This window comes from Microcoleus asticus IPMA8 (genome assembly GCF_013179805.1).
In the GTDB taxonomy this organism is placed as follows: domain Bacteria; phylum Cyanobacteriota; class Cyanobacteriia; order Cyanobacteriales; family Microcoleaceae; genus Microcoleus; species Microcoleus asticus.
Map to the genome: position 1 here is coordinate 17,944 of NZ_SRRZ01000094.1, position 11,967 is coordinate 29,910.

An 11,967-nucleotide genomic window follows, 5' to 3' on the forward strand; every position below is an offset into this window, starting at 1 on the left:
TGCGTTCTTCTCGCCAGGTTTTTATCGATCATTGAGGTATAACCATTGGTGGTACGTGAGGGGTACGTAAAGGAAATTCCAGATTGGGAGGAGTCAGAAGTTCATCATCAAGTACCCTCTCCTTCTCTTGGTCCCGTAAAGCCCCCACAGTTTCCTCCCTAACCTCAAGGATTATTTTCCGGAGGTCATCAGGTTGTTGGTTGACAAAATCTTCATGCTCTGAGCCAAGCCCTAAACCCAAAGCCAGTGGATTGTTGCGATAGAAGTCTCGCAGGCTGAATTCCCCGAGCCGCCTCACATCTCCATCAATAGTCACAGATGCAAGCTCACCAGCTCTGAGTTCAACAGTCTCTCCACTTCTTAGACCAGTGACGGTGACAGGTCCTTCTGAACCATTGGCCAGAACCCCAACCGTTGTCTCTCGATCATTTTCTATAACGAATAGTGCTGTACCAGGGGCCTGTATGCTTGCCTTTTTAGTTTGGGTCTCGCAGGGTTGGACATTCCTATAATGGAGGTATACGATTTTGCCTTGATACAGTCGAAATAGGCATTTCAATGCCGGCGCAAATTGAGAAGTCGTATAACTTCCCTGCAGGTAAATAGGCCCTTGAGGTATTTGTAAGTCGGCTCTGCTCCTGCTACTTTGCGTTCGGAGCCACTGGTTAGGCAATAGGGATGGAGTATCAGTGGATTGAATTCTAGACCAGCCTCTTTGTCCGCTGGAGTTGCGAAATTGAACATTTCCCTTAACATTACGTATGTCTATTCTGTCTATTCTCCTGGCCGGTTGAGCTGATGTAGGAGCTATCCAGGAGAATGCTAGTAGACTACTCGTAGCTATCAGCTCCAAGCTTAAAAACCAAATCTGTTTTTTCATTGAAACATTATCTATGTCAAGTTGTTTCTAATAATTCGCTCTTGAGGAGTACCTTGTTCGGTACTATCGAATATCTCTGCCTCTACATATTCTGGTTTAAGGCGCTGTTTGATTCACTCTCTGCCGGGGACTTTCCCGATTGCTTTGAGGATATACTTGTGGCTAATGTTATCGAATGCTCCCTTGATGGCAGGAGCAAGTAACCATTCGCCTTTGCCATGTCCATTAAAAAGATACCACAGTTATTCTCTCGCATTGTGGCAACTTCGTCCGGCGGCGCGAAATCGACAACTGTTTGACTCAAAACGATCGTCCCAGCTTGGCTCTAGAGCATTCTTAACTACTGCCTGCATTACCCGATATTTGATTGTGGAAATCCCCAGTCTTTGTTTCCCGTTTGCTTTTAAAAGGTAAATCCTCTTAGTTGAGCGAACTTTATACTGGGTATTCTTTTCCTGTGTTTTATTTGTTTGTTGCAAATCTTTACTGCCCCCCGCATGGACAGCCCATTCATGCCGACCCCTGTTGGTGTAGCCTGCGCGTAGCATAGGGCTGGGATAAAGGAAGCTAATCTGTAAAATAGAATATTTCAAATGTTACTTTTTTTCATACCCTACGCAATGGTTCTTGCAAATTTTGCACTAAGCGATCAAATTGGCGCTGGGGGCGACGGGGATGAGCTAGATTTATTATCTCCAACTGACCAATTCGTCTAGGTAAGGTAGGTAAGGGATTTGAGTCAATTGGCATGAATTGGATGGGTACTATGCGCTGCCTACCTTCGTCAACCCCCATTCTTTGCACTAGAGCATTCTCGAATTCTGCCATGTTATCTGCCAGGTAGGTTTCTGACAACACGATCATAGTCCGTTTAGACTGCGTAATTCCATTCTCAATGTTGATTAAGCGGGCTACGCCAGGTATGTCAACATCACCGGAAACTGCAATACGTAAACCAGCCTGCTCCAGTCGTGGCAGTAGCGTATCCCACACCCAGGTAGAATCAGGATCTTCGTCTACGTAACTGATATAGACATCATAACGAAAGTCATTGTCATCTATACCAGGGGGTTTCGGAGGTAGGGGCAAGTTTGATGGGCTGGGTTGACTATTCTTACTTTTGAGGACTGGTGTTAGAGACTCCGGAATTCCCTCTAAGTCAATTGCACTACAGCCAAACTCATAAGCATCTGCATAAGATCTTCCGGCTCCCAGCGCATCATAAAATCCCACAGCAAATTCAATTGCTGCCCGATCGCCAATTGCCTTATTCATCCCAACTACATAGTCAACGTGTTGGTGAATTGCCTCAGCTTGAGCCTCTGAATAGCAGGCATTCAGCACAACACACTCAATCGTGTCCTTAAACAACTTAAATAGCCTTACGAGTGACTCCGTACTGACTAACTGCATTTGTCCCGAACTATTTTCCAGAGCTAAGCCATGCTCTCCGGCCCCATGCCCAGAAAAATGGATAATTTGTGGTTCGTGATCTAATAAAGCGCGACGCAAGTCATCAACACGTAAGGCCCATCGAGTAACAATTTCAAACCGATCTCTTTTTTGGGCTCGTTCTAAGCCTGCCTGAATTTCTCGGACTTCTTCATCCAAGCGCAGCTTGTCTGTATTCTTTGGATTGGCTGTGAGAATCAGGATCTTTTTCACGGCAACATCAACTCTAGAGGGGAACTGAGCGCTAGATGCACATAACTACCGCTTGGCTATGGGTAATTATCTTCACAGGTTTCGACTTTGAATCTGTATGAATCGGTAATTAAGATAATATTTTTTAACCATGCCCCCGGACAATGACTGCAACTGGAACGCCAAGGTCGAAGGAAAAATAATCATTTTAATTTCCTATTTTTGACAATTTTGCTAGAGAACCAACCTTAATGATAATTGAGATTTCCAGGCATAGGGAGCGGGGTTTGGTTTTGGTGTTCAACTAAGTTTATGTATGTGCATACATAGCTATGTATGCACATACATAACATTTTTGTTTGAGTGTTGTCAAGCTCTATGATAAAAGTTGTTAATTGTGCATACACAGACAAATGACCAGAAAACCGGCTGAACGCAGCGCTTGGGGCGAAAACAAAGAGCGCTACAGCATTTTTGTGACTCCTACGGCAATGAAAGCGATCGACACCAGGGCTGAGGTGCTTGGAATCTCACGCTCTGAATTCTTGGAACAGTTCGCCCGCCTGATTGCAGGGATGACCGACACTGAACTAAAAAAGGAGGATAGGGAGGAATTGACCAAAAGTGTTGGAGCAAAGTATCGCATTAGCCCGCGAAGAACTTGCTGGCAGGGGTTTGTTCCTCAAGCGCAAAGCTAAGGGTGATCGGGTTCAATTGCTAAAAAATCAAATTATGGAATGGCAAACACTACTTGAAAAACTAGGTTGAACTTTCGTATACACGCCCGCTTGGACTTTCGGAGTTTGGTGTATACGCCACGTAGGGCGCGATGAAGCGTCAAAAGAGTTTCTGATGACCGAATCAGTTAGATCCGTCAGGGCGTCCGTACAAATAGGCTCCTTAACAGTCGATGGGTTAATGCTGCCTAGACAGCAGTTATCGGATGAGCCAGACACAAGTGGCTGAATGTGTTGGTCTAAAAGTTCTGAACATTTCAAATTTTTTGTGACCAAAAGCTTTCAAAACTTGATAGGAGTGTAAGTTATAGGTCTCGGATCTCTGAGCCATCGCAAATACTCCGAATCTCATCGAAAGTAAACTCCGACCATCGGTTTGGGTGCGATCCTTAAAAGATTCCGATACGCCGACAGCTTCATAAAACTGCGATTTTAGGCACAACCATAGCAAGCGTGAGGCGTTTCAAACTTTTTGAGTTTACAGACGCTCGAACGCTTACTAGGAAAGAATTAGGCGTTTCAAAACACATCCATTTTAAGGAGTGACTGCAATGATTGGATGGCCGTTTAGCAAAAGTGAGGATGACGATTCGGAGCAGGAAAACAGACATTCGGCGTCATCTGAAGAAGATTGCAAGGAGATGGAAAAAAAGTATGGGTGGGAACTCAAAAGAGTCGAACAAAACGAGGACGATTCAGACCTATCGGTCGATTGCGTGTTTAAGGGCAAGCAGACCAGCTTCTGGGATATGTGGGGCGACCATCAAGACGACCCGGACTAGATGAAGCATAACTATAAAAGCATTTGATGTGATGACACAAACTGAAGAACTGGAACTTTACGACCCGCTGGCCAGCAAATCTACTCTTAGCCTCTACCTGGTCAAAGAGCAAGAAAAATGGGTTCCTATCGAAAGCAAAGAGCTTGTTATTGGGAAACAGTTGACTCGACTGTTACAGCTTTCTCACGATTCGCGTCCTCTACTGAAGCGTAAGGTCAAAGTTGGAGAACGGCTCACTTACCACGTAAAAAAAGAGGGTAGCCCTTGGAAAGCTTACCTTGTCACTCCCTCGGACTGGGTAGTGGTCAGAGTGTTTCGGTACGAAGCCGACCTATCAGAGGTTGAAGGGGATATGCCAGAGTTTCGAGACGTACAGATTGCTTACTGCGAGCGCCAGCCTTTGACACCAGAGGAAGCTGAAGCAATGACTTATGAGATTGTTAGCCAGGTTTGTGTGGATTCATGCGGCGGCGATAAGGAAGCTTATCAACAATTTCTTGCCAGTCAGGAGTCTAAGCAATACGTCCGCGTATAGAATTTGAAAAGGCTGTTGTCACCACGCGACCGCCCCCATCGATTAGACCCGACCAAAAAAAGAGTCCGCAGTCTAAAGAAGAGACGGCAGACAACAAAAAATTAAAAAAGATTAAATTCATCATAGTCTAAAATCTGCCATTACTGCCACATTTGCACCAAATGCCAATCAACGGTAGTTACAGCAGAGCCGTCTCTTCTACTAAGCGCGGGTTTTCTTCATAAAAAACCAGCACGCAGCGCTATGAGTAGCGAGAGAGGCATCTATGAATATTGCAGATCAATTTTTATCAACTACCGCGAACCTTTGCCCCAAACACAAGAGCCACATTGAGAGCAGGGGACTGCTCAACGATTGGAGTTACGCCAACTGCCGAACCGTATCTGCTGACGAGGCATCAGTTTACTTGGGTTATACCGCAAAGTCTGGTGGCATCTTCTTTATTGGTGCAGGCACACAATTTCAGTTCAGGCCAGACAAGCCGTGGAAGTCAAGAGAAGATAAAAAGGCACCCAAGTACCGCACCCCGTTAGGAGAATATGACGCTTTTCTCCCCCAGCATCCAACCGATAAGGACTATTGGAATACTGAAAAACTTGCAGAGCATTGCTACCACATTAACGACCGGCCCTACATCTTAATAACTGAAGGAATCTGGAAGGCAATCGCGGGATGCTGTCATGGCTTACCTACAATTGCCTTGATGGGCATCAGCATGGGACTGACTGCCAAGAAAAACGACTTGCAAGGTCAACGCTTTCTCGTTGCCATACTCGAACACTACGCTCGTGCCGGTTTTGGGTTCATCATTGCCTTTGATGCAGATGCAACCACCAATCCCAGCATCATTTGGGAACAGCGGAAACTCGGCCGCCAGTTGCTTAAGTTTGGCGTTCCCGTTCGCAGCATTACTGGACAATGGGAACCAGGCACTGAAGGAGAAACCAAAGGTATGGATGATTTTATCCAAAGAAAAGGAATAGAAGAGTTCAGGCGGATGCTTATGAAGTCAATCAGCTTTCAGGAATGGGAGAGCAATCTTGACGACGAGGGTCAAAACTTCACAGCATCAAAGCCTCCCACACCGAGAAAACTTGCCCGCCTGTTAGCGGAAGATTACGGGGAGATTTGGAAATTTGACAACGAAACCAAAACTTGGCGGATTTGGACGGGCAAGCACTGGGAACGTACCGACGACGGGAATTTTAGAACCCTAGTCAAAACCACCATCGATGCCAGAAATATTGAGTACAAAGGTTCTAGCTACATCACAGACGTGCTGAGCCTGCTCACTGATGATTTACGAGTTAAGCATTGGGATATCTGGGATAGGAAGCGCTACATCGCTTTCGACGATTCGGTATGGGATAGCCTGACGAGCGGAATCCTCAAACACTCTCCGGCTACGGGTTTTACTTCCTACTTACCTTACTCGTACAAGCCATTGACGGGAACTGACGCTTCAGCGATTGACATCCTCCGCAACAATTGCCCGAACACCTACCGATGGATGAATACGGCAATGCAGGGAGACCGCCAGAAAATCCTCAAGCTGTTGGCAGTCATCAACGGATTGCTTAAGTTCCGGTTTTTTGACTTGCAGATGTTCGTTCACTTAATCGGCAAGCCGGGGAGCGGTAAGGGTACATTTATTCGACTGCTCCAGAAAATCGTAGGGCGGGAGAATTGGAAAGGATGCAAGCTGAAGAATATGGATGACGGCTCGACAATGGCCAGCATCATCGATAAGCAATTGGTAGCCTGTCCCGACGAGCGCACTGCTTCGGGTGTGGATGCGATATTATCCATGACTGGTGGCGATGCCGTCAGCTACCGGGAAGTGTACAAGCCGGCTTCTGATGCTTTCTTCTACGGCTTGTTAATTGTTGGAAGCAACAACCCGATTTTTGTAGGCGATACTACTGGGTTAGACCGCCGCTTGTGCTTGGTTCATTTCGATAATCCCTTACCAGCGGTGCTGCGAAATTCGAGGATTGAAGCGGCGATGGATGCAGAAATTTCTCAGCTTATTGCCGTAGCCCTCAATCTTTCTGACAGCACGGTCAGCGAACGCATTCAAGGAGTGGGCAAGAATCAGATTGCAGAATTCAAACTCCAAGAATGGGATATGAAGGTGCAAACCAACAGTGTCGCGGCTCACTTCGACGATTGTTTGATTGTAGACCCGACTGCTTCGACGCCGACTGGCAAACTCTACGAACACTATAAAAATTGGTGCGACTCCAATCTCAAGGCAGTTTCTCATATCAAGTATCCAAAGATGCTCTCGGAACTCTGCAACGATTATCTGGAACTTAGCGGAGTTAAGTGGAGACGTTCCGGCGGCCGCAGTTGGTTTGAAGGATTGAGGTTTCGCACTGAAGGGGAAACGTCGCCCACTCATTCTGATTCACTTTCAGCGCTTATTCCCCAGAATTTCCCCACTGATACGGGGTGCAATACAGAGCTAAATGGGGTTGATACTGGGTTGATACGGGGTTCAGAATCCTTATCAGATGGGAATTACAGCCATTTACGGGGTAAGGAAGCTCAAAGCTTTTGTGAAAAGTTCGAGTCTTCTTCTTCGTTGGCTGAGGAAAGTCAAATCACAAGTCATCACTTTTGTGAAAAGTTCGAGTCTTCTTCTGGGTTGACTGAGGAAAGCCGCGGTGCAAGCCATCACTTTTGTGAAAACTTAGAGTCTTCTTCTGGGTTGATTGAAGAAAGTCAAATCACAAGTCAGCAGTCAGAAATAATAGAAAAAGTAGGTTTGAATCCCGTCAACCCCGTCGAAATACCAGAACCCTTGCCAGACGGGAATTTAAACTCCGCAACAAACTCCGCAGCAACCCCGCGCGAAGCCCTTCAAACCCCGCATCCAGAACTCAACGAAGATGAGCTCGAACTCGTGCAGATGATTTGGGTGGCAATAGCAGAACCCAACCCCGAATCTGCACGACGGATAGCGACCGACATCTTGCCAATCCTTAAAGATGTCTGTGCCAACGGAGTTGCAAACCGCCAGAAAGTTTGGGCCGCTTTGACCGATTCGGAGCGAGCGATATTCTCGGAACTGACGGCGAAGCCGATGGCCGGTAGCGACAATCCGCAAGAACCAATATCTCCACAGCCCGCGCCCGAGCCAGAAATTATCGCCCCCGCCGATGCCGAAAAACTGCGAGAAATCGCAATTGTTTGGTGGTCGGAACTGTATCCCGCACAAATGCAAAGTCTGCTCGCCCAGATGTACGCATGGGGTGCGCCGGGGACTCGGTACGATGCGGCCACCATCACGGCTTGGCTGGTTACTGAGGACACCGTTGTGCGCGAGCGGATTACCGAGTTGATGGAATTGAGGCTAGAGGCTTAGCCGAGTTCTGACAGTCAATAAAAAACCACACAAACCGCATCAAACGGCTGCTTGTGTGGTTTGGGTATCACGCAGAAAATTCATTCTGCGTGTTTCAAAAAAACTGTTTGATTTGAAAATCGAACTCTTCGATAGCAGTTCTGCCCCTGGTGGATTGGGGAAACCTGTGAAATACAGCCTATTCCAGGTTTATAGAGTACAGTAGCAGCAGCTTGTAAACCAGTTTTTGAAGTGCTTAGGATTGACCAAATAAGCGGGCAAAAGCCAGCAAAATGTCAACCCGGAGTGGTGGTGCTTGCTGAGAACTGACGTAAAAAAGATTTGAGTTGCGATTACCATAATTCTATAGGATTGAAGTCGGGATTCGGGGGGTGATAAGTTCATTCACCTGTGTGGCTTGCCCCAGGGCAAGGCACATCGACGGCGATTGCTATGTCTGCCGAGTGTCCGATAGTCTAAAAATTCTTCAGTTGCGTAAGTCGTATCAATTTTTAAAGCTGTAAAAGCTAATCCAGTTCGATGTCTTGGATGCGCTGTTTATACTGTTGGTTATTTTGTTTGTGAGTTTGCTGTTCTTGCTCAATTAATTGTATCCAGATATCATTCCAAGTTGACTGGGGACTGACAAGTTCTGCATTCGGTAGCAGCTCGCTTGCATTTCGAGCGAGCATATAATCTTCTGCGAGCGCTATAATAACGCTATCAAGTTCTTGTAAGAATTCTATAGGCAGTTGTGAAGCTCGTTCAATCCCTAGGTAAATTGTCGCTGGTGCTGTTCCAGAGTTTTCCTGTTCAATAAGCAAAATTGAAAGGGCTTCTATGGGGTTACAAGCAATCACAGCTCGCTCAATTTCTCCAGTAGTCGCTACCCAGAAAGCAGCTTCAGATGACAGAGAATGGGTTGTAGTAAAGTTGCCTTTTTCATCGAGAACAAAAGCGAATCGAGTTTCTCCCTCAAGCGTCCGTGCTGTAAATACAGCCTTTTCTGAGTTGGCATACAACCAAGAATGAGAGTGTAATAAATCAAGCAATTCAAAAGGTAAACTGTACTCGACTGCTAGATGCGGTCGCACTTTTTGCCACTGAGTTTCATTCCTTTCAGGCAGGATTGACAGTTGTAACTCTAACTCATTTGCTGTTGCAGGAGTTCCAGGTGCGGTTGCTGCTAGCTCAGATTGTGACGACTCTACCTCATTTGCTGTTGCAGGAGTTCCAGGTGTAGTTGTTTCTAGCTCAGATTGTGACAACTCTAACTCATTTGCTGTTGCAGATAGGGTTGCTACTAACTCGGATTGTGACGACTCTAACTCATTTTCCTCTGCCTCACTGGGGGCGATAGCTAAGTGTTGTGGCTGCACTAAAGCTTCAATTAGGGCGTTATCTCGCCCTTTGTCATAGCTAACACCTCGATGCTTCTGCAGTCCCGAAAAAGTGTAGGCTTTACCCAACTGAGTGCCACTTAAAGCAACTCCATCTAAATTGTAAGAAATGCCTTTACTCAAGCCGATTCCAGTTAGTGTAACTTGCACATCTACGTCTTGTTGCTGCAACCGCTCAACGAATTCTGGCATACTTGGGTTATCTTGGGTAACTTCATCAATTAGGTCTTGCAATTGCACCCTGACGCTCTTGTTTCCCTTGCTTTGTAAGTACCTGTGTTCTCCTGTAGTCTGAGCTCGCTTGTCTGTTTCCCAACTGGGTGTAACAGTTTCCAGGTTGTAGTTCCGTTCAAGCTGGCGAATAGTTTCTTGGCTTTTGTAATAATCCCAGCTATCGTCAACAACACCTCCATCTAGGCAAATGCGACTGGCGACGATGTGGATGTGGTCGTGTTCTGTATCGCTGTGTTTGACAACTGCATACTGGTTGTTGTCAAATTCCATCGCTTTCATGTAGTTGGCTGCGATCGCCAGCCAGCGTTGGTCATTTTCTTCAGAATCTTCTAGTTTTTCGGTGCTACCGACAGATAAAGTGGCGTGAAAAACTGCTACTTTCAGGTTAGGTCTTAGTTGTCGGGCGATGGCAAATTCAGTAGCGAGTTCTTCAGGAGTTTGTCCGCACATAGTACCGCCAATTAGAGCGGCGTCTTTTTTGCCCAGCACGTAGTTCAAACAGCCCCGAAAGCCTGTACCTTTGATTTGTTTGCCAATCATAACCGAAAAGCCGTCAGTTGCACAGAATCGATTGCTCAGGCGGTAAAGCCGAGGCTTGTTAATAATTAGCGTACTGTAGATTTGGCGAGGTTTGCAACTATTGTTTTAATTGCCTTCCCGTTTTCTCGAATGAGTTGCTGTACGCTTTCTAAGAGTCCTCTATTGACAACAACTGGTTCTCCCAATGCCACAGCACTATTGCAAGCTTTAGCCATCTGATTGAGGTTGTTTCCGGCAATTCTCAATTGGGCATCAATCTTGCATAAAACTTGATAGGCTTTTAAGTCAAATGCAGCTAGAGGGCGCGGCAGGGCTCTCCTCAAAGCTGCACGGCGCATGAAGTCGCTCATGCTCAAATTGACTAGCGAGGCTCTGGCTTTAATTTGATTGTAGTCTGAGTCAGTTAGGCGAATGTGAATATGGTTGGATAGCAGCTCTCTAGGTTGGACTTCTGGTAAAGTTTTCATAGTTTTTAATCAGTAAAAACCTCTTGCCAAGATACAAGTTAACAACTGTAATTAAAAACCGCTAATCAGGTGATTTTATCCCCTCCAATTGGAGAGGGCTATTAGAGAGTTTATCAAAGTAGAGACTGACCGTACTCTAAGTTAATTTAATTTGTTTGTATAAATTATAGCGAGTGAGGCGATCGCAGTGGAAAGACGATTAAACGTCTGACGGTGATGGCTGGTTAACAAGAGAGCGATGGCTGGTTAACAAGAGAGCGAACAATGCGAGCGAGCGCTACCCAAGTGCGATGGGAAAGTTGCGACAATTGATGCCTGTGCTGCCACAAAAGCCGCCACAGCAGCAGGAGCAATGTGAGCAATCGGCACAGCCGAAGAGCGGGTAAAAATGAAGCGCCTTGACACCTAGGATTCCCCATTCATAATGGTGCATTATTTTTTGTCTGCATAGATTAGTCAGAGTTTGCGATCGCAAAACCATTGCTTGCTACCGAGAGAGAACCGCCGTAACCAGTCTCAACAGGCAAATGTACGCTCGACACAAAAAAGCAGCAATTTGACCGAAAAATTCAGGTGTTTGCCGGATATTTTCGGGTAAATACAGGTAGAGTGCAGCCCCTGCAAAAGCCTGCATTCTCACGCTCTTTTGTACAGCAAATGCCTGATTTTATACGGCACTTGCCTAACTTTAGGGAACACAAAAATTAGCTAATTTTTTTGGTGGCGGCTTTGATCGACGGTGCGAGTCGCGAACAGATAAGTCTGCTGGCGGGCTATCGAGTTACCGTATCCAGCCGATCACCTGGTTCATTCCGTGTCAGCACGGAGAAATCAAAAAATGGGGCAACGAGCGGCACTCCGCTTGAACCGGGCAAGTTCTGCCTCGCCAACAACTGCCACAACATCGGCTGTTGTGACTTTTCCGGCGTCGATCGCCTCCACAAAAACCGCCACAACAGCAGGAGCAATGTGAGCAATCGGCACAGTCGAATATCGGGTAAAAATCAAGCGTCTTGACACCTAAGATTCTCCATTCATAAGGGTGCAATGTTTTTATTTCTGCACGTAAAAGTCTGGTTTGCGATCGCAAAAACATTGCTTGCTACTGAGAGAGAACAGCCAAAACCAGCCTCAACAAGCAAAGGCAGTCTCTGCACAAAAAAGCAGTAATTTGACCGAAAAAGTCAGGCATTTGCAGGATATTTGCAGGTAAATACAGGTAAAGTGCACCCCCTGCAAATACCTGCTTTCCGCCTGACTTTATACTGCAAACCCCTGACTTTATACTGCAAACCCCTGACTTTAGCTCAATACGGTTCAGTTAAGGCTTAAATGATGGTAAATTACGTATTGTGTCCAAAAAGGGAGAGCAAGTACGGTGCATCTTAAAGAATTCTCA

General features: G+C 46.2%; 10 protein-coding genes. 4 read left to right on the plus strand and 6 right to left on the minus strand.

Annotation, left to right across the window (positions count from 1 at the left end; all coding sequences use genetic code 11):
- Positions 1 to 28 precede the first annotated feature (28 nt).
- Positions 29 to 316, minus strand: coding sequence for a hypothetical protein (locus E5S67_RS22260; protein ID WP_172190556.1), 288 nt, complete (start codon positions 314 to 316; stop codon positions 29 to 31).
- Positions 317 to 1,486: 1,170 nt separating this feature from the next.
- Positions 1,487 to 2,545: a TIR domain-containing protein gene (locus E5S67_RS22265; protein ID WP_172190557.1), complete on the minus strand. Its 1,059-nt coding sequence runs from the start codon at positions 2,543 to 2,545 to the stop codon at positions 1,487 to 1,489.
- A 392-nt stretch (positions 2,546 to 2,937) separates the two neighbouring features.
- On the opposite strand from E5S67_RS22265, the gene E5S67_RS22270 reads away from it, so the two are divergent.
- From E5S67_RS22270 to E5S67_RS22285, 4 genes are all read left to right on the plus strand, one after another.
- Positions 2,938 to 3,222 carry a hypothetical protein gene (locus tag E5S67_RS22270; RefSeq protein ID WP_172190558.1) on the plus strand — a complete coding sequence of 95 codons (285 nt, stop codon included), beginning with the start codon at positions 2,938 to 2,940 and terminating at the stop codon, positions 3,220 to 3,222.
- A gap of 590 nt (positions 3,223 to 3,812) precedes the next feature.
- Positions 3,813 to 4,043: a hypothetical protein gene (locus tag E5S67_RS22275; RefSeq protein WP_172190559.1), complete on the plus strand. Its 231-nt coding sequence runs from the start codon at positions 3,813 to 3,815 to the stop codon at positions 4,041 to 4,043.
- Between the two features lie 31 nt (positions 4,044 to 4,074).
- Complete coding sequence (locus E5S67_RS22280) at positions 4,075 to 4,578, plus strand: hypothetical protein (protein ID WP_172190560.1); 504 nt, start codon at positions 4,075 to 4,077, stop codon at positions 4,576 to 4,578.
- 265 nt (positions 4,579 to 4,843) lie between these two features.
- Positions 4,844 to 7,948, plus strand: coding sequence for a DUF3854 domain-containing protein (locus E5S67_RS22285; RefSeq protein WP_172190561.1), 3,105 nt, complete (start codon positions 4,844 to 4,846; stop codon positions 7,946 to 7,948).
- Between the two features lie 506 nt (positions 7,949 to 8,454).
- On the opposite strand, the gene E5S67_RS22290 is transcribed toward E5S67_RS22285, so the two are convergent.
- The 4 genes from E5S67_RS22290 to E5S67_RS22305 all read right to left on the minus strand — a co-directional run bounded on the left by E5S67_RS22290 (position 8,455) and on the right by E5S67_RS22305 (position 11,588).
- A complete protein-coding gene (locus tag E5S67_RS22290; RefSeq protein WP_172190562.1) occupies positions 8,455 to 10,101 on the minus strand; it encodes a relaxase/mobilization nuclease domain-containing protein in 1,647 nt (548 codons plus the stop codon).
- A 65-nt stretch (positions 10,102 to 10,166) separates the two neighbouring features.
- Positions 10,167 to 10,568, minus strand: a complete 402-nt coding sequence (locus E5S67_RS22295; RefSeq protein WP_172190563.1) for a plasmid mobilization protein — start codon at positions 10,566 to 10,568, stop codon at positions 10,167 to 10,169.
- 246 nt (positions 10,569 to 10,814) lie between these two features.
- A complete protein-coding gene (locus tag E5S67_RS22300) occupies positions 10,815 to 10,973 on the minus strand; it encodes a hypothetical protein (RefSeq protein WP_172190564.1) in 159 nt (52 codons plus the stop codon).
- Between the two features lie 426 nt (positions 10,974 to 11,399).
- Positions 11,400 to 11,588 (minus strand): hypothetical protein, encoded by a 189-nt coding sequence (locus E5S67_RS22305; protein ID WP_172190565.1) that lies wholly within the window; start codon positions 11,586 to 11,588, stop codon positions 11,400 to 11,402.
- Positions 11,589 to 11,967: the final 379 nt, after the last annotated feature.

What these genes read in the sequence shown, in the direction of transcription:
- E5S67_RS22280 (WP_172190560.1), top strand. Translation starts at nt 4,075, where the DNA reads ATGACACAAACTGAAGAACTGGAACTTTACGACCCGCTGGCCAGCAAA.
- E5S67_RS22290 (WP_172190562.1), bottom strand. Translation starts at nt 10,101, where the DNA reads ATGATTGGCAAACAAATCAAAGGTACAGGCTTTCGGGGCTGTTTGAAC.
- E5S67_RS22275 (WP_172190559.1), top strand. Translation starts at nt 3,813, where the DNA reads ATGATTGGATGGCCGTTTAGCAAAAGTGAGGATGACGATTCGGAGCAG.
- E5S67_RS22285 (WP_172190561.1), top strand. Translation starts at nt 4,844, where the DNA reads ATGAATATTGCAGATCAATTTTTATCAACTACCGCGAACCTTTGCCCC.
- E5S67_RS22295 (WP_172190563.1), bottom strand. Translation starts at nt 10,568, where the DNA reads ATGAAAACTTTACCAGAAGTCCAACCTAGAGAGCTGCTATCCAACCAT.
- E5S67_RS22270 (WP_172190558.1), top strand. Translation starts at nt 2,938, where the DNA reads ATGACCAGAAAACCGGCTGAACGCAGCGCTTGGGGCGAAAACAAAGAG.